At 63.6% G+C, this 23,005-nt stretch carries 22 protein-coding genes; 12 read left to right on the forward strand and 10 right to left on the reverse strand.

The window, feature by feature from the left end; genetic code table 11:
- Window positions 1–114: 114 nt before the first annotated feature.
- Window positions 115–1,137 carry an ABC transporter substrate-binding protein gene (locus IE125_RS08460; RefSeq protein WP_189444193.1) on the reverse strand — a complete coding sequence of 341 codons (1,023 nt, stop codon included), beginning with the start codon at window positions 1,135–1,137 and terminating at the stop codon, window positions 115–117.
- Between the two features lie 211 nt (window positions 1,138–1,348).
- Between IE125_RS08460 and IE125_RS08465 the strand changes: the two genes are divergently transcribed.
- Both IE125_RS08465 and hutC read left to right on the forward strand, forming a co-directional pair.
- Window positions 1,349–2,548 carry an alpha-hydroxy acid oxidase gene (locus IE125_RS08465; protein ID WP_229809007.1) on the forward strand — a complete coding sequence of 400 codons (1,200 nt, stop codon included), beginning with the start codon at window positions 1,349–1,351 and terminating at the stop codon, window positions 2,546–2,548.
- Window positions 2,549–2,647: 99 nt separating this feature from the next.
- Window positions 2,648–3,403, forward strand: coding sequence for a histidine utilization transcriptional repressor HutC (hutC, locus tag IE125_RS08470; protein ID WP_189444194.1), 756 nt, complete (start codon window positions 2,648–2,650; stop codon window positions 3,401–3,403).
- A gap of 18 nt (window positions 3,404–3,421) precedes the next feature.
- On the opposite strand, the gene dld is transcribed toward hutC, so the two are convergent.
- The 5 genes from dld to IE125_RS08495 all read right to left on the reverse strand — a co-directional run bounded on the left by dld (window position 3,422) and on the right by IE125_RS08495 (window position 9,313).
- Entirely contained in the window at window positions 3,422–5,209 is a 1,788-nt protein-coding gene (dld, locus tag IE125_RS08475; protein WP_189444195.1) for a D-lactate dehydrogenase, read from the reverse strand.
- A gap of 105 nt (window positions 5,210–5,314) precedes the next feature.
- Entirely contained in the window at window positions 5,315–5,848 is a 534-nt protein-coding gene (gene gloA / locus IE125_RS08480; protein ID WP_189444196.1) for a lactoylglutathione lyase, read from the reverse strand.
- A 280-nt stretch (window positions 5,849–6,128) separates the two neighbouring features.
- Window positions 6,129–6,932, reverse strand: coding sequence for an SDR family NAD(P)-dependent oxidoreductase (locus IE125_RS08485; protein ID WP_189444197.1), 804 nt, complete (start codon window positions 6,930–6,932; stop codon window positions 6,129–6,131).
- 153 nt (window positions 6,933–7,085) lie between these two features.
- Window positions 7,086–8,666, reverse strand: coding sequence for a GMC family oxidoreductase (locus tag IE125_RS08490; protein WP_189444198.1), 1,581 nt, complete (start codon window positions 8,664–8,666; stop codon window positions 7,086–7,088).
- Between the two features lie 77 nt (window positions 8,667–8,743).
- Entirely contained in the window at window positions 8,744–9,313 is a 570-nt protein-coding gene (locus IE125_RS08495; protein ID WP_189444199.1) for a twin-arginine translocation signal domain-containing protein, read from the reverse strand.
- Between the two features lie 220 nt (window positions 9,314–9,533).
- Between IE125_RS08495 and IE125_RS08500 the strand changes: the two genes are divergently transcribed.
- The 4 genes from IE125_RS08500 (at window position 9,534) to IE125_RS08515 (ending at window position 12,809) form a co-directional block, all read left to right on the forward strand.
- Entirely contained in the window at window positions 9,534–9,830 is a 297-nt protein-coding gene (locus IE125_RS08500; RefSeq protein WP_189444200.1) for a ribbon-helix-helix domain-containing protein, read from the forward strand.
- Window positions 9,831–9,906: 76 nt separating this feature from the next.
- Window positions 9,907–10,422, forward strand: a complete 516-nt coding sequence (locus tag IE125_RS08505; protein ID WP_189444201.1) for a C40 family peptidase — start codon at window positions 9,907–9,909, stop codon at window positions 10,420–10,422.
- A gap of 203 nt (window positions 10,423–10,625) precedes the next feature.
- Window positions 10,626–11,888 carry a DUF445 domain-containing protein gene (locus tag IE125_RS08510; protein ID WP_189444202.1) on the forward strand — a complete coding sequence of 421 codons (1,263 nt, stop codon included), beginning with the start codon at window positions 10,626–10,628 and terminating at the stop codon, window positions 11,886–11,888.
- Between the two features lie 285 nt (window positions 11,889–12,173).
- A complete protein-coding gene (locus IE125_RS08515; protein ID WP_189444203.1) occupies window positions 12,174–12,809 on the forward strand; it encodes a peroxiredoxin in 636 nt (211 codons plus the stop codon).
- 73 nt (window positions 12,810–12,882) lie between these two features.
- On the opposite strand, the gene IE125_RS08520 is transcribed toward IE125_RS08515, so the two are convergent.
- The 4 genes from IE125_RS08520 to IE125_RS08535 all read right to left on the reverse strand — a co-directional run bounded on the left by IE125_RS08520 (window position 12,883) and on the right by IE125_RS08535 (window position 16,147).
- Window positions 12,883–13,062 (reverse strand): hypothetical protein, encoded by a 180-nt coding sequence (locus IE125_RS08520; protein WP_189444204.1) that lies wholly within the window; start codon window positions 13,060–13,062, stop codon window positions 12,883–12,885.
- Between the two features lie 150 nt (window positions 13,063–13,212).
- Window positions 13,213–14,232, reverse strand: a complete 1,020-nt coding sequence (locus tag IE125_RS08525) for a histone deacetylase family protein (RefSeq protein ID WP_189444205.1) — start codon at window positions 14,230–14,232, stop codon at window positions 13,213–13,215.
- A 203-nt stretch (window positions 14,233–14,435) separates the two neighbouring features.
- Window positions 14,436–15,383 carry a 2-hydroxyacid dehydrogenase gene (locus IE125_RS08530; RefSeq protein ID WP_189444206.1) on the reverse strand — a complete coding sequence of 316 codons (948 nt, stop codon included), beginning with the start codon at window positions 15,381–15,383 and terminating at the stop codon, window positions 14,436–14,438.
- 2 nt (window positions 15,384–15,385) lie between these two features.
- A complete protein-coding gene (locus tag IE125_RS08535) occupies window positions 15,386–16,147 on the reverse strand; it encodes a class II aldolase/adducin family protein (RefSeq protein WP_189444302.1) in 762 nt (253 codons plus the stop codon).
- 127 nt (window positions 16,148–16,274) lie between these two features.
- On the opposite strand from IE125_RS08535, the gene IE125_RS08540 reads away from it, so the two are divergent.
- From IE125_RS08540 to IE125_RS08565, 6 genes are all read left to right on the forward strand, one after another.
- A complete protein-coding gene (locus tag IE125_RS08540) occupies window positions 16,275–16,958 on the forward strand; it encodes a GntR family transcriptional regulator (protein ID WP_189444207.1) in 684 nt (227 codons plus the stop codon).
- A gap of 111 nt (window positions 16,959–17,069) precedes the next feature.
- On the forward strand, window positions 17,070–17,573 hold the full coding sequence (locus tag IE125_RS08545) for a sigma-70 family RNA polymerase sigma factor (RefSeq protein WP_189444208.1): 504 nt from the start codon (window positions 17,070–17,072) through the stop codon (window positions 17,571–17,573).
- Complete coding sequence (locus IE125_RS08550) at window positions 17,566–18,546, forward strand: FecR domain-containing protein (protein WP_189444209.1); 981 nt, start codon at window positions 17,566–17,568, stop codon at window positions 18,544–18,546. Before IE125_RS08545 ends, IE125_RS08550 begins: the two co-directional genes overlap by 8 nt.
- Window positions 18,547–18,728: 182 nt before the next feature.
- Window positions 18,729–21,110 (forward strand): TonB-dependent siderophore receptor, encoded by a 2,382-nt coding sequence (locus IE125_RS08555; protein ID WP_189444210.1) that lies wholly within the window; start codon window positions 18,729–18,731, stop codon window positions 21,108–21,110.
- Window positions 21,111–21,122: 12 nt separating this feature from the next.
- Complete coding sequence (locus IE125_RS08560; protein ID WP_229809008.1) at window positions 21,123–22,055, forward strand: alpha/beta hydrolase; 933 nt, start codon at window positions 21,123–21,125, stop codon at window positions 22,053–22,055.
- 65 nt (window positions 22,056–22,120) lie between these two features.
- Window positions 22,121–22,723, forward strand: a complete 603-nt coding sequence (locus IE125_RS08565; RefSeq protein ID WP_189444211.1) for an HAD family hydrolase — start codon at window positions 22,121–22,123, stop codon at window positions 22,721–22,723.
- The last annotated feature ends 282 nt before the right edge of the window (window positions 22,724–23,005 follow it).

Consider the following 23,005-nt stretch of genomic DNA (forward strand, 5'->3'; position numbering starts at 1 on the left):
ATGGAGATGACGTTCCTCGCCGCGGCGAAGAGGTGCTTGATTGAGGCATGAAGCTGATCTCGACTGGAGGGTGGCGTCGATCGCGAACTCACGCCGTGCGCGATCGACTGCCGATTACTGCGTACCGAGAGCGTCGACGAACCGGGTATCGATCAGATCGTCTGCGCTGATGTCGCCCTGCACGAAGCCCGCTTGAGTAGCCGCTTCGAGGACGTTGGAGAACGTCTTGCTCAGAAATTCGCCATCGAGCGCCGCGGCAGTATCCGCCAGCGTGTAGTAACGAACGCCGTCGAACGCGGTTTCGAGCGATGTGGCATCCGCCCCGATAGCCGAAGCGATCAGCGCTTGGTCATCCTTGCGGTGGGCGCGGTAGTGTTCGACCGCATGATCCCAACTCTTGACCATGGCCAGCACCTGGCCGGGACGCGAATCGATCACCTCATCGCGCACAACCAACACGTCACTGATGAGACCGGGATTGTCGCTGCCGTCGTACAGGACGTGTAACCCGTTACCATTGGCCTTCGCGGCGCTGAGGTAGGGCTCATAGGTGACGGCGACGGGGACGCGACCGGCGATCAACGAACTCCCCGCAGAGGAGGCAGGCATGGGAACCGGCTGGATATCGTCAATGCTCATGCCGGCGCTCTTGAGTGCATCACGCAGGAGAATATCACTGGTCGTGCCCTCCTCGTAGGCGATCTTCTTCCCGGCCAGATCATTCAGCGAGGTAATGTCCGCATTGGCAATCATGGCATCAGCATGCTCGCTGACATCGAGCAGGGTGACGATATGAATCGGGACACCGGACGACTTCATCGCCATGGCGGTATGCAGTGCCACGCTCGCCGCATCCAGGTCCCCACTGACGAGAGCCGCATTGATATCCTTGTCCTCGGCGAAGTTGACAATATCGACCGAGTCCAGCCCGTTCTCTTCCAGAAAGCCTTGATCTTCAGCGACATACCACTGCCCATAGCCGAGCCATGGCTCGACGCCCACACGGAAATCACCGGATTCGGGAAGCGTATCGGCCGAGAGTGTCTGAGCGAAGGCAGCCCCCGCCACAACCAGACAGAGAGGAGCAAACAGCGCGGCCGACAAACGTGATCGGCAGCGAGCATTCAACGAGATCATGGGCGATTTCCTTGTGTTGTTGTATCGCGATGATGAAGCTGTCTATACATTAAAACCACAGCGCTGTGGCATTCGCAATAGGTTTACTCTTATCCCCTTGAAAGAACGAGCTTGACGCCAGGCGATCGCGGATTGAATGTATATACAAGACCTGGATACGAGCCGGAATCCCTTCCTATGCCGGTTGATCCATAATAAAAAGGAGCCTTGAGTGAGACGCCGATACCCTTCCCATTACCTTTGGCGGCGCGCCAAGAGTATCGATGAACTCGCGATCATGGCACGTCACCGCCTGCCCGCCTTCGCCTGGGAGTATCTCGATGGCGGCGCCGAGGACGAAGTCACTCTTGCCAACAACCGGCGCGCCTTTGGTGGCTGGCAATGGCAGCCAAGAACATTGCGCAACATCGAAACGCTCGAGACTCGGACCTCGCTACTCGACGAGCCGGTGGCATTGCCGCTGGCGATAGCGCCGACCGGTTACAACGGGATGCTGTGGAAGGATGGAGATATTGCCCTCGCTCGCGCCGCCAGCCATCTTGGCGTGCCGTTCACCTTGAGCACCGTCTCCTGCAATAGCCTCGAGCAGATCGCCGCAGCCGTACCCGAGGCACGACTCTGGCTCCAACTCTACGTTCTGCATGACGAGACGACTCGAAACGATATGCTGGAACGCGCTCTGGCTGCCAACGCCGATGCGCTATTGGTCACGACCGACGCTGTCGTTCTTGGGCGGCGCGAGTGGGATTCCCGATGCTTTGCAAGGCCACGCCGCCTGGGCCTCAAATACCTTTTCGATGCCGCTCTGCATCCGCTATGGGCCCGGCAAGCCCTATGGCCGCAAGGGCTACCGACGCTTGGCAACCTGACACACTACTTGCCAGAGGGCCAGCATAGCGCGGCCAGTGCAGCCAGCTATATTGGTCAGCAGATGACCCGTTGCCTGACCTGGGAAACCCTGGCAGAGATTCGCCGCCGCTGGCCGAGAAAGTTGCTGGTCAAGGGCATCCTCAATGCCGAGGATGCCCTTGAGGCAAGACGCATCGGTGCCGACGGCGTCGTCGTGACCAATCACGGTGGGCGTCAACTCGATGGCGCGCCAGCTTCCCTCGACGCACTATCCGAGGTCGTCGATGCGGTCGGGGACTCGATGCATGTTCTGCTCGATAGCGGCATTCGTCGCGGCAGTGACATTGCCAAGGCGGTTGCGCTAGGGGCCGAAGGCGTTCTCAGCGGGCGCGCGACGCTCTATGGGCTGGCACTGGGAGGAGAAGCCGGGGCTGGCCACGCTTTGACACTGATGCATGAGCAGCTAACCAACGTGATGGCACAGCTAGGGTGCGGCCGTGTCGACCAGCTAGACCCAGGTTACCTGCGCCGCTCGCTCTATCCATCGGGTTTGACACCATAGGAACTCCCGCTAGGTCCGATACCGACCGCGGGTAACGCCCATAGCTGTCGTCGGGCGTCATAAGCCCTTGTCATCACGATCGACCATTACGGATCTTCCATGTCGTCATCCGCACCGCGAAAGCCCCAATCCCGCCAGACGCTGTATCGCCAACTCAAGCAAGTCGTGCTGGAGCGCATCCAATCCGGCCAGTGGCAGCCGGGGGAGATGATCCCGTCCGAGAACCGTCTGGTCGAAGAGTTCGGCATGTCACGCATGACCGTCAATCGCGCGTTGCGTGAGCTGACAGACGAGGGTTATCTGGTTCGAACCGCAGGCGTGGGCACGTTCATTGCCGAGATTAAACCCCAATCTAATCTCCTGATGATCGTCAACATTGCCGATGAGATTCGTGCTCGGGGTCATCGCTATCACTGTGAAGTATTGGCGCTGGGACGCGTTTCAGCACCGCTGTCTGTCGCGGCGGCGATGGAGATCGCCACCGGCCATTCCGTGTTCCACCTGCGCTGCATCCACTACGAGGAGGGTGTTGCAGTACAGCTCGAGGATCGCTACGTTGCCCCGACCATGGTTCCAGACTTTCTGGATCAGTTCTATGGCGACGAACTGCAGCCGGCACGCTACCTGCTGGATCACGTACCGGTGGATGAAATGGAGCACATCGTCGACGCACTGCTGCCTGAGCCCGGGGAAGCGGCGGACCTCGATATGTCGACGTCCGAACCCTGTCTGGCGCTGGTGCGGCGAACCTGGGCGGGGGGGAACGTCGTCACCTACGTACGCTTCCTACATCCCTCATCGCGTTACCGCCTGGGGAGCCGCTTCCCTGCCGGCACTCGCTATCATGCCGGGTAAGAGCGACGAGTATCGTTGTCACCCGGCGCCTGCTGCCGCTTCGCCCCAATGTCGGCACTTGCTGGTCTGGCCGATGCCGGGATTGAAGGCGTTGCAGGGGTCGAGCTCGCGATAGAAGCCGGCGAGCGCGGGCTTGGCCTGGTAGAGATGCCCGACGTTGTGCTCGGCGGGGTATTCGGCGCCGCGCGCATCCAGCAGTTCCCACATGCGGTGCTCGAGCGCGAGACAGTCGGTGCCCTTGGCGACGATGTAGTCCTGATGCAGCACGTGACAGAGAAAGTGCCCGTAGTAGAGCTTCTTCACCAGAGGCTTCTCGACATCCTCCGGCAACGTCTCGAACCAGTCGCGCTCGCTGCGCTTCAAGGCGATATCGAGCGCGACGATATCCTCGACGGTGTCGCGGTGCATGATGCGATAGCGCACCGCAGCGCCGGCAGCGGCGAATCGGTGCAGGAACGCTTTGGCGCCCTCGTCCGCCGTGCATTCGAAGCATTCTCCTTCAAAACCGCCGCCTTCAAAACCGTCGCCTTCAAAACCGCCACCTTCGTGACGTTCAAAGTGTTCTCCCAGCAAAGCCCGCGTCGATTCCACGCTCTCGCCGGAGACCTTGAGCATCAGATGGTGTTCGAAGCGGTCGCGATACTCGGTCAACCGCCTGGGCAGGTGTGACGGGAAGCATTGACTGAGGCGCTGCAGCAGCCGGTCGGACATGTTGGCCGGCAGCTTCAGTCGATCACAGAAGCCGTCGAATCGATTCTTGAGCGCAAAGAAGCGCGGCAGCCGCCCGGTGCCCAGGGCGCGAATGGTCAGGAAGGTGTCCTTGCCGTACTGCTCGGCGATATCGAACGCCTCCCGGTGCATGTACTCGGCGGCAATCGGTAACGTCTCCGCCTCGGCGAGAAGACGCCGGCGCAGCTCGGTCAGTGACCGGGTGTCGTTGGTACCCAGGTAGAACACCTGGGTACCCTGCTCCTGGGGAAAGGTGTCCAGGCGCAGCGCGAAGACCATCAGCTTGCCGGCCGAGCCGGCGGCTTCATGCAGCCGACGCGGATCGGCGTTGAAACGCGCCGGAGTCTCGGCATCGATCTCACGTACGTGGTCGATGTAGTCCGGATCGGACGCCGCCGCATCGCTGTGGGCGATATCCGCGGCGGTGTACTGGCCGTGCTCGAGACGAAAGAGGATCGCCTCGGCGTCTTCCTCGCCGTTTCTGTCAAGCTCGACGCCGAGATGGTTGACCAGCCGGAGCTGGCCGTCCTCGTCGAGCCGAGCGTGGATCGAGAGTTCGGTGTAGGCCGGGCCGCGCTTGACCAAGGACCCGCCGGAATTGTTGCAGACACCGCCGAATACCGACGCGCCGAGACACGAGGAACCAATCACCGAATGCGGCTCGCGACCCAGCGGGGCGAGCCGTTTCTCCAACTGATCCAGCGTCGCGCCGGGCAAGCAGATCACCTGCCGGCCTTCATCGATCACCTGCAGTCTATTGAGCCGTAGCGTGCTGACGATGACGATCTCGCGGTCGTAGTCGTCGCCGTCCGGCGTCGATCCGCCGGTCAGGCCGGTGTTGGCGGCCTGAGTGATGACGATGCGATCGCTCTCGATACACGCCTTCAACACACGCCACTGCTCGACCAGCGAGCCGGGGCGCACCACGGCCACCACCGGACCGTCGCCGAAGCGGAAGCCCTTGCGATAGCGTCGCGTGCCGACCTCGCTGGTGATCACGTGGCGCGGGCCGACAATCGCGTTCAAACGCTCGATGAAGGCTGACTTGTCAACGGCGCTTGCCGGTTGATGACGCATCCGGACTCCTTTTTCGGTTGCGGGCGCTCGATACCTGAATACCGTCAATGGCACGAAAAACCGCCCGGCTTGGCGACGAGCCTCTCGGCTGGTCAAGCGTCTCTGCTACTGACCGAGACCTTTCGACAACGACGGCTGCACGACCTCGATCCAGTAGCCGTCCGGGTCCTTGACGAAGATCACGTTCTTCATCTTGCCCTGATCCGAGCGCTTCTTGAATTCGACGTTGTTCGTGTCGAACCAGTGTTCCGCGGCAGCGAGATCAGGCACCGAGAAGCAGATATGGCCGAAGCCCTGCGGCTCGGCGTTACCGTCATGATAGGCAAGCTCGGGATCGTTCTCGCTGCCCCAATTGTGGGTCAGCTCCAGTACGCCTTTTTGGCCGAAGGTGTAGGCCGTACGCTCGCCGTCGTCTTCGGGGATCGCGGCGGGATCGTCTGGCCGCGCGAGAAAATAGAGCGTGAACTGCATCTCCGGGAAGTCGAGCTTGCGCAGCAGACGCATGCCGAACACGCGGGTGTAGAACGCAAGCGAGCGCTGCGGCTCCTTGGCCCGCAGCATGGTGTGGTTGAGTACGAAGCCCTCGGTCTCGCGCGGCGCGGGCTCGACACCGGGGATCTGATCTTCGCTGATCGCCATTGAAGGTTCCTTATCTTTTAGAGAGTTATAGGGTCTTTTGGAGAGATATAGGGAAACGTGGCACAACAGATGAGGGCAGCGCCCGCCGGTCACAAGCGGCCGAGCGCACCTCTCTGATATCGAAAAATGCCTGAAGGATCAGCCGAGCGAGTGAGACGCTAGGCGCACGGAGCGCAGGACCCGGAGCCTATGGGGTATAGGTGAGGAGTCCGATCGGACCGGCGCCCCGGCACCGCGCAACACAGCGACTTACTGGCGCAGGCCATCATTCAGGCATTTTTTACGAGAACTGAATTCCGCCATCAATCATCACTGACTGCCCGGTCATGTAGTCCGAATCCGGCGAGGCGAGATAGGAGACATAGCTGGCCACGTCTTCCGGGACCGACACACGGCCCAGTGCGATCGAGCCGGCGTAGGTCTTGAGCGCTTCGCCTTTCTGCCAGCCTTCTTCGGCGGCGAGTTTCTCGTCGATCAGCTCCCACATGTCGGTGCCGACGATGCCCGGGCAGTAGGCGTTGACGGTAATGCCGTGCCTGGCCCACTCCATCGCGGCGGCCTGGGTCAGCCCGCGCCCCCCCCACTTGGAGGCGGAGTACGGCCCCAGCAGCGCGAACGGCCGATAGGCGACGATCGAGGCCGCGCCGATGATCTTGCCGCCGTTGCCCTGCTTGATCATCTGCCTGGCGGCGGTCTGATAGCACAGGAAGACCCCGCGCAGGTTGACCGACATCACCTTGTCCCAGTCGTCGGCGTCCAGCTCCAGCAGCGACTGCACGTGAGCGATACCAGCGTTGGCGATCATCACGTCCAGCGAGCCGAGATCGGCGACCGTCTGGGTCACCATGTCCTCGACCTCGCCCTGTTTCGAGACATCGGCGATCGCCGCCGAACTCTTGCGGCCCTTGTCGCGGATCTCGCCGGCGAGCCCCTCCAGCGCCGAGCGATTGGCAGCGATGTCGTTGACCGCGACGTTGTGGCCGTCTTCCGCCAGTCTCAGCGCGATGGCGCGACCGATACCGCGTGCGGCGCCGGTCACCAGCACGTTGCGGGGCTTTATCTGAGGCTTCGTGGTGTTAGCCATGTCGTTTCTCCTGTTGCTTCTGGTTTCATGGGTAGCGATGGAACACGCCGCCCGGCGAAAAGCCTGCCTCGTCCTGAGAACAGACCCGTTAGCGGAAGTGGGTGGTGTTCGCTGTTAGCTCGCAGCTCGTGGCTCGCAGCTCGTCGCCATTGCCTAAATAGCCTGAGCTTTCATTTGTTGCCCGATATGTTCGGCCTGACGCATCGCCATCGCGATGATCGTCAGCGTCGGGTTTTCCGCTGCCGAAGTGGTGAACTGGCTGCCGTCGGAGATGAACAGGTTGCTCACTTCGTGGGTCTGGCCGAAGCCGTTGCAGACGCCGTCTTCCGGCTTCTCGCTCATGCGGCAGGTACCGAGATTGTGGGTCGAGGGATACGGCGGCACTTCGTAGATATCGGTGGCGCCGGCGGCGCGATAGACATCGCTGCCTTGCTGATAGGCGTGGTTGCGCATGGCGATATCGTTGTCGTGATCGTCGTAGTGAACGTTGGCCACGGGCAGGCCGTGCTGATCGCGCACGTCGTGATTAAGGGTGATGCGATTGGTGTCTCGCGGCATGTCCTCGCCCACCAGCCACATCGCGGCCAGGTGATCGTACTGGTCGATCATGCGGGTGAAGTCGCGCCCCCAGGCGCCGGGATTCAAAAACGCCGCCGCCAGCGGCAGGCCCAGGGCGATGGTTTCCATCTCGTAGCCGCCGGCGAAGCCTCGGCCCTCGTCGTGACGCGCTTCGTCGGGAATGATCCCGGCCATCACCGTGCCGCGATACATGTGCACCGGCTGCTCGAAGGCGGCGTAGACCGAGCCGGTCATGTGGCGCATGTAGTGCTTGCCGACGTGGCCGCTGCCGTTGGCGAGCCCATCTGGGAACTGCCCGGAGGCGGAGTTGAGCAGCAGCCGCGGCGTTTCGATCGAATTGCCGGCGACCGCGACCACCCGCGCCTTCTGATGGCGCATTTCACCATTACCATCGAAGTAGCTGACGCCAGTCACCTTGCCGCTGGCGTCATGGGTGATCTCGGCAACGTGCGCGTGCGTGCGCATCTCGCAGTTGCCGGTCGCCAGCGCTTCGGGAATCTCGGTGTTGAGCGTCGACCATTTGGCGCCGGAGCGGCAGCCCTGGAAGCAGAAGCCGCGCTGCTGGCAGTGCCCGCGGCCGTCCATCTCGCGGCTGTTGATCGCCATGCGCCCGGTATTGCACTCGTAGCCGAGCTTCTGAGCGCCTGTATACATCACCTTGAAGTTGTTATTGCCCGGCAGGCCGGGAATATCGTTGGTGCGGGTGACGTTGAGCCGCTTTTCGGTGCGATCGTAATAGGGCGCGAGATCGTCGTAGCCGATCGGCCAGTCGAGCAGCGTGGCGCCTTCGAGATCGCCGTAACGGGTGCGGGCTTGGAACTCGTGGGGCTGAATGCGCAGGCTGCAGGCACTCCAGTGGGTGGTCGAACCGCCCACCGTCTTGCAGATCCACGCCGGCAGATTGGGGAAGTCCTGCGCTACGCGCCAGCTGCCGGAGGTAGTGCGCGGATCGAGCCACGAGAGCTGCTCGTAGGCGCGCCACTCATCGGTGTGAAAATCGGTGCGCGAATGCAGGCCGCCAGCTTCCAGCAGCACGACCTTGATGCCCTGCTGAGCGAGCCCGTTGGCGAGCGTGCCACCGCCGGCACCGGAGCCGATGACAACCACCACGCCGTCGTCGTCATGGCCGAAAGTACGCTGATTGGTGTAGTCCACGGCGTATCTCCTCTTTTTCGAGAGCCGTCTGTTTCCAGGTTCTGGCCCCGAGAACCGTCAAGCGTCGGCGTCCGATATCAGACCGGCGCCGCATCGTTCGGAATCGTGCCGCTCACCGCGATCGGTGGCTCCGGCAACCAGTCGATATCGCTGAAGCCGCGATGCAGGTAGCCGGCATCGTCGACCCCGCCGCCGTAACCGAAGTGAGCGAACGCCAGCGGGTTGTTGTAAAGCGCAACGATGGCGCTGCCGTGGACGGTCTTGAAGAAAGGCGAGCCGGCCACGGCCTCGACCTGGGTCTGGCGATCGTCTTCGTCCAGCGACAACCAATTACCGTTGGCTTTGCGATCGAGCGTCGCGATGCCGTCGGTCAACTGCTGTCGCACCTGCGCATCGGCGGCCTGACGGTCGAGATCCTTGACCACCAGGGCATAGACGGCATCCTCGAGCGTGTCGTGGGGCAGCAGATGGCGAGTGAAGGTGAGCAGCGTCCGCGCCTGATGGTCGTCGAACTGTTCAGTGGTGACGGCCCAACTCCGGCTCGGCGCGAGCATGGCGACAGCGCCGTTGGTGAACGCCAGCGTGCCGACCAGGGCGCCGCCGCTGGTCTTGAGAAACACGCGACGCGAAAGCGATGTATGGGTCATGGTGGTCTCCTCGTCTGCCGTCGTCGGCCCTGCCTCGACGGTCTGCGCTCAGACTAGGGGGCCAGAGAGGAGCGCGGGTAATAGCGGACTACTACTGCGGCCAATGTCTTAGAGACCCGGCAACACGACTCAAGTCGCATGGTCAGCGCCCCGGTTAGGAGGCTAAGTTCGATGAATCGCATGGACCGTACGACACCATGCGGCTGATCAGGAGACCGTCATGTGTCATCTCTACGCGAGCACCGAAACCTGCCGTTATGACAACGTCACCCGCTCCGTTCGCCTGCAGGGTTGCGTGACCAGCGTGCGTCTGGAGAGAGAGTTCTGGGAGATACTCGACTCGCTGGCCGCCAGCCAGAAGCTGTCGACGGCGCGATTCATCAGCCAGCTCTACAGCGAGGTGATCGAAGAGAAGGGCGAAGTCAGCAATCTCGCCTCGCTGCTGCGCGTCGTCTGCGCCGTCCATCTCCAGCAGAGCGCGGAGCTGGTTCCCCTGCCCCGCTCCGCCTGTCTCTGAAGGCCGACGATTCACGCTTTGCACGCTACCGACCCTGCTCTACACTCGAGGCAAACCGGCAGGCGGGGCCTCGGACATGACGACAGGCAGAGCGGCGTATTTCACGGAAGGTCATCGACCGCTCCTGCTGATGCTCCTCTTCGCGCTTGCGCTGTTGGCCGGGTGCAGCTCGCAGAAGACCATCGCGACCCGTGATGATGGTCCCGCCATCGATGGCAACAACCTCTCCATCAATCGCATTCTGGTGATGTCCGCGGCGAAGGACGCCCTCGGTACGCCCTACCGCTGGGGCGGCACCACGCCCGCGGGTTACGACTGTTCGGGGCTGGTACAGATGGCCTACAGCAAGGCGGGGATCTCGCTGCCGCGAACCTCCAACGAGCAGTTTCACGCCCTGCGGGAGATCGATGTTGCCCGGCCCGGGGATCTGCTCTTCTTCGGCTCCGGCAGCCGCGCGACGCACGTCGGCATCTACATGGGCGACCGCCAGATGATTCACGCGCCGGGCAGCGGGCGGACCGTGACGGTCTCTTCTCTCGATATCCGCTACTGGCGCAAGCACTATCTCGGCGCCGCCGCGCCCACACAGTGACGTCGGGCCTTCTTTATCACCCCACGTTCGGGAGATCGGCGGCGCCGGTCGGTCGGGCGCTTTCTCGCGGCGCCCTTCTCTCAAACCCTCGCCCGGCCTCGTCTCTCAGCCGCCATTCCCGCCATCCGTTCTCGACAGATACATTGCGCACGATTGCTCGGCGGGATGATATTGCGTGAGCTCTTCCATGTCTGATTTCCTCCATGTCTGATCGCCGACGCATCGCCGGCGTCTGCCTCGCCATCGCCGCCGCGCTCTATGTCGCCGGTGTCTGCCTCGAGCGTGCGCATCCGGGCTTTGTCTGGCTGACCGCTTTTGCCGAGGCGGCGCTGATCGGCGGGATTGCCGACTGGTTCGCGGTCACCGCGCTGTTCCGGCATCCACTGGGGCTGAAGATTCCGCACACGGCGATCGTGCCGCGCAATCGCGCTCGCCTGGGCCGCAGTCTCTCTACCTTCATCCGCGAGAATTTCCTCGACGAGCAGTATGTCCGCGACAGCGTGGCACGCTTCGATCTCGCGGGCGCCCTGGTCGACTGGCTCTCTCGGCCCGCGCGGCAGCGCGCACTCGCCGAGCGGCTCGCCACGGCCCTGGCCGGCGCGCTCTCGGCAATACGCCAGGAAGCGGCACGCACCTTTCTCGTTCAGGCGCTGCGCTACCAGCTCGGGCGTCTCGACAGTTCGCGAGCGCTGGCGTCCTCGCTGCAGGTCCTGGTGGCCGAGCGTCGCCATCAGGCGCTGCTGGACGACAGTCTCAAGCGGCTGTCCGGCTGGCTGGCCGAGGAAGAAAACCAGGAGCGAGTGAAGCATTTCATCACCGACACGGTCTTCCGCCTGTTCAATCCCAAGGTGCTGGGCCGCGAGGTCAGCTTCAACCGCCTGGCCGGCTGGCTGATACGCGAGCGCATGGTCGAACAGAGCGCGCGCCTGATCCAGGCCGTGAGCGAGGACCCTGAACACCCGTTGCGACATCATCTCGATCGCCAGTTCGCCGCCCTGATCGACGAGGTCCGCACCGACCCGAAGCTGCGCGAGCGACTCGACACCCTGCGCGACGATCTGCTCGCCAACGAACGCCTGGCCGATTGGCTCGGCGCGATGTGGGAAGACATCGCGGCCTGGCTGGCGAGCGATCTGACGTCTCCGGATTCCGAGGTGCGAGGCTACCTCGAGCGCTTCATCGGCTGGTACGCCGATTCGCTCCAAAGTGACCCGGCGGCTCGCCAATGGATGAACGACCAGGCGCTGGCGATCATTCCACCGCTGGTACAACGCAGCGGCCCTCACGTCGATGCCTGGATCGAACGCTATCTGGAAAGTCTCGACAGCCGCGAGATCGTTACCCAGATCGAGAAGAACGTCGGTAACGATCTGCAATACATCCGCATCAACGGCACCCTGGTCGGCGGCCTGATCGGCGTGGCGATCCATGCGCTGACGCAGCTGGCACTCTGGCTGGGCGGCTGACGCCCGCGTGATGGGCTTGCCAGCTCGACATTCGTGACCTAACGGTGCGACAGCCAGTCGGCAGGCGCATCGGGCGAGTGTTCGATTCCCCTTGAGAAATCAAACCCGAGCTACCACGTTGTAGAGATGCAGGATAAACCCATCGTCATGCCAGTCGGCTGCCAACGGCAGCGCCGCCTATCGTTATCGCCAACGGTTGTTTCACGGCGGCCACGGGGCTCGGCAAGATGGGAATCCGATTCCTGGCTTCGATGAGAAGCCGCCACTGGCAACAAGGAGAGCGTCATGGCTTTGCAACTCGGCGATACCGCCCCGGATTTCACCCAGGAAAGCACCGAGGGACCGATCAAGTTCCACGAATGGGCCGGTGACAACTGGGTCATTCTGTTTTCGCATCCCGCCGACTTCACGCCGGTCTGCACCACCGAACTGGGCGAAGTCTCGCGCCTGAAACCGGAATTCGAGCGTCGTAACGCCAAGGCGATCGGCCTTTCCGTCGATCCGCTCGACGATCACACCCGTTGGGTCGGCGACATCGAGGAGACTCAGGGCTGCGGTCTCAACTTTCCGCTGCTGGCAGATGCCGACCGCAGCGTCAGTGAGAAGTACGGCATGATTCACCCCAACGCCAGCGGCACCAACACCGTGCGTTCGGTGTTCATCATCGATCCCAACAAGACCGTGCGCCTGACGATCACCTATCCGCCCAGCACCGGCCGCAACTTCGCCGAGATCCTGCGCGTGCTCGATAGTCTGCAGCTGACCGACAGCCACAAGGTCGCCACGCCGGTGAACTGGACCGACGGGGACGACGTTATCATCGTGCCCTCGATCGACAACGAGAAGGCCAAGGAACTCTTCCCCAACGGCTGGGACGAGAAAAAGCCTTACCTTCGCGTCACCAAGCAGCCGAACAAGTAAGCAAAAGGTTTGGCGAAACGACAATGCCCGCGCTCGAGAGCGCGGGCATTGTCGCTGAAAAGCGGTACGCTAATCAGCAGCGTGTGCAGTGCCTCGGCGACTTGTCGTGGCCCAGGCGCAGCACGCGCCGCGGCGAAGGCAACCGCGCTGTCGGACGCACCAGCATCATCGACATGACGCGCACCACGTGCGCGAGCACGTAAACGGCAACGGCCATGAGGATCAACGCCTTGATGCGCCCTGAAATTTTCACGCGGTCTCTCCTTGAATCGGGGTCTACGGGTAGGTGACGCCAAGGATAAGACCACACAACTGTGACGGAAAATTGAAGGCGTCGATAATCGCCATATCGGGTATCGATGGCAGTCATCGAGATGCCGATCGGTCGCCGGGCTCTACCGGGTCAATTTCCCCGTAATCCCTCGAAGAAACTCACCGCATTCTGTTCCAGCCCTTCCAGATAATAGCCGCCCTCCTGCACTACCAGCGTGGGGAGATCGAGCGCATTAATCTCGCGGCCCAATCGGCCAAAGCCCTCGGTGGTGACCGCCACCTTGGCCTGCGGATCCTTCTCGTGGATATCGAAGCCGAGCGCCAGCACCAGTGCATCGGGCTCGAACAGTTCGATCGCCTGACGCGCCTCGGCCAGGCGCGCGAAAAAGACCGATTCCTGTGAGCCGTGCGGCATCGGTAGATTGAGGTTGTAGCCGACCCCCTCGCCCCGGCCGCGCTCGTCCTCGAATCCGCAGACCGCCGGATAGAAATTGGTGGTGTCGCCGTGGATCGAGATGTACATCACGTCCGCGCGCGCGTAGAAGATCTCCTGCACACCCTGGCCGTGGTGCATGTCGGTATCGAGCACGACGATGCGCGGGAAGCGCGAGGTGAGATGCTGGGCGGCGATGGCGGCATTGTTGAGAAAGCAGAAGCCGCCGGCGGAATCGATACCGGAATGATGCCCCGGCGGACGCGACAGCGTATAGGCGAAGCGTTCGCCTCCCATCAGCGCTTCGGCGGCACTGACGGCACTTTGCGCTGCCCAGTAGGCGGCCTTCCAGGTGTGCTCGCCCACCGGCGCACTGCCATCGGCTAGATAACGCGCCGCTTCGGCAAGAATCCCGCGCAGCGCATTGGGCGAACGCACGAAGACGTTGGAAATCACCTCCTCGCCCCAATCCTCGCCCAGCTCATGCCAGCGTCGGTAGGCGCTCTCGAGAAAGCGCAGGTAAGGCAGCGAATGCACGGCGCGCAGCGGGCCGACGCCGTGATCGACGGGCGCTTCGATGTCGAAGCCAAGCCGTCTCGCAGCCGCCAGCAGGTATTCGGCGCGCTCGCGCACCTCCTGAGGTTGGCGCATCCTGCCGCGGGAGAAGTATGTCTGCGGCTGATGCTTCAACTGATCGTCGTGAAAGAAGGTCTTCATGCGCTGTTATCCTTGTCGGTATTACGCTCGGCAACGAGCGTCTGCTGGCGCAGTGGCCAGCGCCTCTCGACTTCTGGCTCGCGATGTCTGGCTCTGGCACCGCTTTGGGCGCCTGAAACGCACTTCGCGGCTCTGGGCGCCGTTGACTCCCGGCGCCGGCTACGGGCGCCTATGGCTCTTGGCGCGGCTTCGGGCGCCTTTAACTAGTACCCCGCCTCGCGATCCACCAGACTCGTCGGCAGCCGCCCGGCGTCCAGCCCCTCGAGCGCCGCAGCGACCTCCTGAGCGACCTGCGCCGGCGTGGAGTCGCAGGCATCGTGCGGCGTGACCACGATCCGCTCATGGCGCCAGAACGGGTGACCCCGAGGCAGCGGCTCGACGGCGAAGACATCGAGCGACGCCCCCGCCAATTGGCCGCTGTCGAGCGCGGCCAGCAGATCTGCCTCGAGCAGATGTTCGCCGCGCCCGACGTGGATGAGTGCCCCACCACGCGGCAGGCAGGCGAAGAGATCCGCGTCGAGAATGCCTCGCGTCTGTGCGGTCAGCGGCAGCAGATTGATCAATATCTCGCTGCGCGCGGCGAGACGCTCGAGCGCCTCGCGCCCGCCGCTGAAGCCGGTCACGCCTGCGGGCACGTTGCGACCGCTGCGCGAGTAGATGGCGACGTCGTAGCCGAGTGCCAGCAGCGACTCGGCGACCGCACCGCCCATCTTGCCCGCCCCCATCAGACCGACCCGGATCTCGCTGGCATCCCGGTCCAGCAGATGTTCCCAGCGAGACAGACGCTGATTGGCCAGATAGTCGCCGAAACGACGGTGATGCCACAGCACATGCCAGGTGACGAACCCCGCCATCATCTTTGCCTGCATCTCCCCGGCGATCCGCATCAGCGGCACGTCGCCGGGCAGGCTCGCGCTGGCGAGAATACCGTTGACGCCCGCCGCGATCGACGACACCAGGCGCAGGTTCGGATAGGGCCGGAAGGCGTCATCGTCCGGGTCCCAGGCCAGCGCGAACGCGATCGCAGCCGGATCGTCGACCGCCTCGGGGGGCATCAGTACGAGATTTGGCGCCGCGGCTTCGAACGCGGCCAGATAGGGCGCCATGATCGACGGCGTGCCCAGCACCACGCCGTGCAGAGGCTTTGCCATGCTCAACCCTCGAAATCGGGCTGGATTCGCGCCAGCAGGCGCAGATACGCCTCCCACTCGGGATCACGATCACCGATGTCATGATCGGCATCCCACTTTTCGTACTGCTGCGCGGTGTGCTCGGCCAAGGCGTCGTCGGGCCGGCGAACTTTCATGCCGCTCGCCATCACCGCGAGCTGAGCCTGGCAGCTGCGCTCCAGGTTGTGCATGCGCTTGAACGCCTCGCCCACGGTACGCCCGCAAACCAGCATGCCGTGATTGCGCAGCACCATCACCGACTTGTCGCCGAGATCCGCCACCAGGCGCTCTCGCTCGGCCAGATCCAGGGCGATTCCTTCATAGTCGTGATACGCCGTGCGGCCGTGAAACTCCATCGCCCACTGATTGAGTGGCAACAGCCCCTCTTCCAGGCAGGAGATCGCCACGCCGGCCACCGAATGGGTGTGCAGCACGCAGTGGACGTCCGGGCGCGCCTCGTGGATCGCACTGTGGATCGTGAACCCCGCCTTGTTGTACCCCGCGCTATCCGGGTCGTCGATCACGTGGCCATCGAGATCGATGGTGACCAGGTTGGCCGCCGTCACTTCCTCGAAGCGATAGCCATAGGGGTTGATCAGAAAATGCTCCTTGTTCGCCTCGGCGCGCGCAGAGATGTGCGTGTAGATGCTGTCGTCCAGACCAAAATGCGCGATCAGCCGATACGCTGCTGCCAGATCGCGGCGCGCCGCGCGCTTCTCGGCCGTCTGCGGGGCGTCGGTTGCCATGTTCACGTGGGCTCTCCGTTGTGATTGTCTCGAGGCTAACCTAGCAAGGCTTGCGCAAACTGTCGACAGTCGACGATTATCGCGTCATTGCGCTAGCATGACACCTCGAGACATCCAAAGAGCTTCCATGACCGCAACGACCCAAGGCTTTGCCGCCATCCAGCAGCGCGACCTGGTCAATCAGATCGCCGACAGTCTGACCGAAGCCCTACTCAGAGGGGATTTCGCGCCGGGCGTTCACCTCGCCGAAGCGCAGCTCGCGCGGGACTTCGGTGTCAGCCGAGCTCCGGTTCGCGAGGCCGCACGCCTGCTGGAAAGTCGCGGTATGCTGGTCTCTCAGCCGCGCCGCGGCTTTTTCGTGCGCACCTTCAGCGCCGAGGAGCTCGAGGATGTCTTCGATCTTCGCCTGTGCCTCGAGCGCCACGCGATCGGGCTGCTCGCCGGCCAGTTCTCCGAGTACAAGGAATCGGCGCTGACCCGCCAGCTCGACACCATGCGCCAGGTTGCCGAGCACGGCACCGCTGCCGAGCAGATCGAGGCCGACGTCGCCTTTCACCGCATGCTGTGCGAATTCAGCGGCAATCGTCGTTTGCTCAAGGTATTCGACGAGCTGTGCCACGAAATGCGCTTCTGCATCCTGTTGATCGGCCAGCTCTACGACGACCCGCGCCGCGTCGCCGACAGCCACCAGCCGGTGCTCGACGCCCTGCGCACCGGCGATGACGCCGCCTGCGAAGCCGCCATCGACTACCACATCGGCATCGCCCAGCAGCGTGTGGTGGAGATGTTTCGGGAGAGGGAGGGAATCTGATCCCCTGGCATGCGCCAGTCGACCGGCTCTCCCCCCCCTCAGCTTGTAATGAGACTGATTCGCGTTTAAGGTAAGCCACCTAGCCTCCCTTAACCCATCGAGTCACGTCTCATGCCCGCCGACGCCGTCGCCATCGAGAGCCTCTATCGCGCGCATCACGGCTGGCTGCGGGGTTGGCTCACGCATCGCCTCGCGTGCTCGGAAAAAGCGGCGGATCTGGCTCAGGACACCTTCCTGCGTCTATTGACGCGACGATGTGCCTCGTTGGGCGAGGCACCGCGAGCCTTGCTCGTCACCATCGCGAAAGGGTTGGTCGTCGATCACTGGCGGCGCAGCGCGCTGGAGGTGGCCTACCGCGAGACATTGGCGGCGCTACCGGAAGATCAGACGCCCTCGCCGGAGGTCCAGCTCGAGGCGCTCGACCTGCTGGAGCGCCTGGCGGCACTGCTCGACGGTCTCGAACCCATGACCCGCGAGGCGTTTCTGCTGCGCCAGCTCGGCGGGCTGAGATACGCCGCCATCGCCACGCAACTTGGCGTTTCGACCCGCAGCGTCGAGCGCCATGTGCGCGAGGCGCTCTATCACTGCTATCGGCTGCGCTTCGCGGATGCGTGAGTCGAGCGCCGCGCCTGCCGCCTCGGTCGTGCGACGCGCCATCGACTGGCATATCCAGCTCGAATCCAGCGCCGGCGCCGACCATGATCGAATTCGCACCCAGATCGCACGCTGGTGTGCCGAGCGCGAAGCACATGCGCTGGCCTGGGCGCGAATCGCGCGCTTGACCGGCGAATTCGACGACATGGTCCGACAGCTCCCCGAACCGAGCGCCAGTCTCGATATTCTGGGCCGAGCCGAGCGTGAGGTGGATCGCCGCCGCGCCATGAAGCTGATGCTGGGTGGCCTGGCGATCGGCGGTGCCGGGCTGTGGTTCGCTCGCCCCCGTTTGCCGTGGCAGGCGGATTACGTCACCGGTACCGGCGAGCAGCGCCATCTTCGACTCGACGATGGCACGTCGATCATGCTCAACACCGACTCGGCGCTGAATGTGGCGTTCACGCCGGATGAGCGCCGGCTGATCCTGAAAAGTGGCGAAATCATGATCGAGAGCGGTCCGGATACGGGTAGCCCGCACCATCGTCCGCTGCGACTGAGCTGTCGTCATGGCATGTGCGAGGCTCTGGGAACCCGGTTCAGCGTGCGCGATGAGGCGACCTACAGTCAGTTGAGCGTCAGCGAGGGCCGCGTGGCGCTCGATCCGCTCGGCGCGGCGCGGCGCATCCTCGAGCGAGGCGAGACCGTGCGCTTCGACGGCACGACCTCGACGTCTGTCACCCGCCCGGTGCTCGATCCCGATGCCTGGAGCCGAGGTATGTTGGCGGTGCGCGATATACGCCTGGCGCGCTTTCTCAAAGAACTCGCGCGCTACCGGCATGGCGTCGTCGGCTGCGACGAGCGCATCGCTGACCTGCGCCTCTCCGGCGTCTTCCAGCTCGATGATCAGGCACGGCTGCTGCGCCATCTCGAGCGCACGCTGCCGATCAGAATCGTGTCGCGTACGCGTTGGTGGGTCCGCGCCGAGCCTGCCTGAGAAGCAAGCGGCGGGATTTTCCGATACGCCGGACATCCATCCGGCAGAGGGCAACCGGCCGATCCCCAAAACATTCGCGCTGGTGTGTCGGGTTTTTCGATCTCGTCCGGTATTCCCTGTAAGCACCTTGCGCAACGCGCGCCATTAACGGTGCCGCTATCCATCGACAGGGGAACGATTGCATGACCACGCCGACACGACGCCAACGTGGATCGACTCGCCGTCCGTTGCAGAGGCAGCTGCCGCCAGCCACGCTCGCCGCCCTGCTGGCTTTCACCGCTCCGCCGCTACTCGCGGCGCCGCAGCCACAACCTGCCGCCAGCGTCACCATCGCCGCCGGCCCGTTGAATCAGGCGCTCAACCGCTTCGCGGAGGCGACCGGAGTGACGCTCTCGTGGACACCGGACCTGGTCGGCGGACATCGCAGCCAGGGCGTCAGCCGCGCCGCGAGCACGGATCAGGCCCTGGCCACGCTACTGGAAGGTACCGGCCTGGTCGCGCACCGAACCGATTCCGGCTACGTCATCGTCAAGGCGCCGCAGACATCGAGCGCCAACCTCGCGCCGATCACCGTCTCGGCGACCGGACTCGTCAGCGGCGTCGCGCCAGTGGACGGTTATGTCGCTACCGCCAGCCGCTCGGCGACCAAGACCGACACGCCGCTGGTGGAGACGCCGCGCAGCGTCAGCGTTGTCACCCGCGATCAGATCGAGGCTCACGGCGCGCGCAATATCGAGGACGCCGTTGCCTACACTTCCGGCGTCAGCGTCGGCAATTACGGCTTCGACCCGCGCTTCGATCAGATTCAGGTTCGCGGCTTTGCCACTACCACCAGCGGCAATTTTCTCGACGGCTTGCGCCAGCCCTACGATAGCTGGCTCGCCTCGCCCAATACGCTGCCCTACGCGCTGGAACGCATCGATGTGATCAAGGGGCCGGACTCGGTGATCTTCGGCCAGGTCAGCCCCGGCGGCGTGGTCAACCGCGTCAGCAAGCGGCCGAGCGCGGACGCCGACAACGAGATCACCCTCACCGCCGGCAACAAGAACACCCGCCAGGCCGAGTTCGATGTCGGCGGCGCCTTCGACGCAAGCGGCGACGTGCGCTACCGCGTGGTCGGCATGGCGCGGGATGCCGAAAGCGACGTCGAACAGATTCCTGATGACGCCAGCTTCATCGCGCCCTCGGTTGCCATCCGTCTCGACGACGACACGACGCTCACCCTGCTCGCTCAGTATCAGGATCGCGAGACCGGCGGCAGTCCCGGCTATTACCAGGAAGGGGACGACCTGACCGACTTCTGGACCGGTGACGAGGATTTCGACAAGGCCTCACAGCATCAGTGGCAGCTCGGCTGGGAGTTCGAGCATCGGTTCAACGACGCGCTCTCCTTCAGTCAGCACACCCGCTATCAGGTCATCAGCGCGGTCAATCAGTACACCGACGGCTACGACAATGTCGGTAGCGTGGTCGAGCGCACCGCATCGGGGATCTACGAAGACACGAGCTCGGTGGTCACCGATAACCGACTGACCGGCGAGTTCACTACCGGCGCGCTCGAACACACGCTGAGCGGCGGCGTCGACTATAGCTATCTCGACTACGACGTGCTCTACGCCTACGGCGACGCGCCCTCGATCGACCGCGACGATCCGGACTATCACCAGCATATTCCCGCACCCGACACTATCGTCAGCGACATCGACGGCCGCGCCGAGCGCACCGGAGTCTACCTGATCGACCAGATCGCACTCGGTCGCTGGCGTTTCTCCGCCGGCCTGCGCCACGACTGGGCCGAGGACGTCACCCGGGATGCCGTTTCCGGCAATGACCGGCAGCAAGACGATGCCGGTTCCGGCCAGTTCGGCGTGCTCTACGCCTTCGACAACGGCGTTTCACCCTATCTGAGCTACGCCACCTCGTTCGAGCCGCAGTCCGGCACCGATGCCAGCGGCAATCATCACGCACCCTCCAAGGGCAGCCAGTGGGAAGCCGGCGTGAAGTATCAGCCTCCGGGGCGCAGCCTGCTGCTGACCGCCGCGGCCTATCAGATCGAACAGACCAACGTGCTGACCACCGACCCCGACAATCGCAACTACTCCGTCGCCACCGGCGAGCAGCGTATGCGCGGTCTCGAGCTGGAGATGGTCGCGGATCTCACCGACGAGCTCAGCATGACCGCCGCCTATACCCTCAACGATCCGGAAATCACCAAGGATAACGACGGCAACACCGGCAACACCCCGGTCAACGTCTCCCAGCATCTCGCCTCGCTGTGGCTGGATTACGACATCGATCACGGCCCGCTGCGCGGCGTCGGCCTCTCCGCTGGCGCGCGCTATATCGGCAGCTCCTGGGACGACGCCGAGAATACCCACAAGAACGACGGCTACACCCTGGTCGACGCCGGCATTCACTACGACCTTTCCGGCAAGCTCGCAGGCGTTCGCGTGGGCGTCGATGCCCACAACCTGGCCGACAATCGTTACCTCGTCTGCGAAGGCGGCTACTGCTATCGCGGTGCCGGCCGCCGCGTGCTCGGCAGCGTCAGCTACCGCTGGTAACGGAGATCTCGCATGAGTCGATCAAAGACACCGTCCGATCCACAACGGCGACGGATGCTGACCGGGCTCGCCCGGACTAGCCTGGCGGGAGCGAGTCTCGCCAGCCTGGGCATCGCCGGGTCGGCCACTCTGGCACGGGCGGGCCGCGTCTCGGCAAGCCAAGCCCCAGCCGATCCGCCGGTCGTGCTCGATCACAGCCGGCAGTGGCGGATACACAACGCCGCCGGCGACGCCTACCGCATCATGATCAGCCTGCCCGAGGGCGCGCCGCCCGAGGGCGGCTATCCGGTACTCTACGTGCTCGACGGCAATGGCTACTTTCCGCCCTTCCACGCCGCGCGAGAAACGGTCGAGCGCTACCGCAAGACGATCATCATCGGCGTCGGCTACCCGGAGGCGCAGGCGCTCAACTTCCTGCGCCGCTCCTACGACTTCTCACCACCGGCACCGCCTGATCACGACGACCCGCCGCAGGGCGGCCAGGACGAATTTCTCGCCTTCCTCGAGCAGCGCCTGATGCCGAAGGTGGAAGCCGAGCTGCCGATCAACCCGCACCAGCAGAGCCTGTTCGGCCACTCGTTCGGCGGCATGTTCGCGATCTATGCGCTGTTCAACCGCCCACGCCTATTCGCCCACGTGGTCGCGGTGAGTCCCACGCTGTGGTGGGACAGCCACTACCTGCTGGCGCTGGAGCCCGGCTTCGTTGAAGCCGTGAACACGCGACAGTTCAAGAACCCGCCGAGCCTGGCGCTGATCGCCGCCGAAGGCGACACACCGCAGGAGATTCAGGAAGCGCAAGCGATGGCGGCACGGCTCGAACCGCTTGCGGCCTCTGGCTTCCGCTCGAGCTACGCCCTGATTCCCGGCGTCGATCACGAGACAGTACCGTTCAAGATCGTGCCCCGAGTGATGCGCGAGGTCTTCGAAGTGGGTTATACGCCGTAGCGCGGCGCGTCGCACGGCCCGCTGGCGTCGTGTCAAACTGCCGTTTTCCATGCGGCAGGCAAGCAATGAACACACTGAAGCAAGCGAAACACTGGGTCTTCGACATGGACGGCACGCTGACGGTCGGCGTGCATGATTTCCCGGCGATCCGTCGCGAGCTGGAAATTCCCGAGTCGGCGGACATTCTCCACCACCTGGAGACGTTGCCCGCGGCGGAGCGAGAGGCGAAGCACGCGTGGCTGCTCGAGCATGAGCGTGAATTGGCGATGCGCTCGACGGCGGCGTTCGGCGCGGTGGCGTTGATTCTCGAGCTGCGAAGCCGCGGTTGCCGGCTCGGCATTCTGACCCGCAACGCGAAGTCACTCGCACACATCACCCTCGAGGCCATCGGTCTGGACGACTGCTTTGCGTATGACGACGTGCTCGGTCGCGATGAGGCGCCGCCCAAACCGCACCCTGGCGGCCTGACTCACTTTATCGACAAATGGCAGGTCGCACCGGGCGAAACCGTCATGGTCGGCGATAGCTGGCTCGATATGGCCTGCGGGCGGGCAGCGGGCTCGCGCACGGTGCTGGTCAACGCGCCCGAGGCAAGCGAGATGCCGGAAGCCGATTGGCAACTCGAGGACTGCCATGCGCTGGCGCAGCTGATCGAGAAGGTTCGCTAGATTCCCGGAATCCCGATCGGCCCCGGTGCATCCGGAATGGGTGAACAGCCGCTCAGTGCCAGGGTACCGACAACGATGATGGCGATCAGAATCAAAGGCTTTGCCATCGGCATGACCGACACCTCCTCCAAGATGAATGTGCCTCGAGTCTAGACGACTCATCTCAACGCTCCACTCGCGCGCCGCGCACAGGCTTCAGTAAAAGCCGAATGATTGGATAGTGAGGGCTTCCTTCCTGATTTAACCGATGCTACAAATACAAACCACGGCAATAAAGATAAA

Origin of the sequence: Salinicola rhizosphaerae (assembly GCF_014652715.1) — a bacterium.
Taxonomy (GTDB): Bacteria; Pseudomonadota; Gammaproteobacteria; order Pseudomonadales; family Halomonadaceae; genus Salinicola; species Salinicola rhizosphaerae.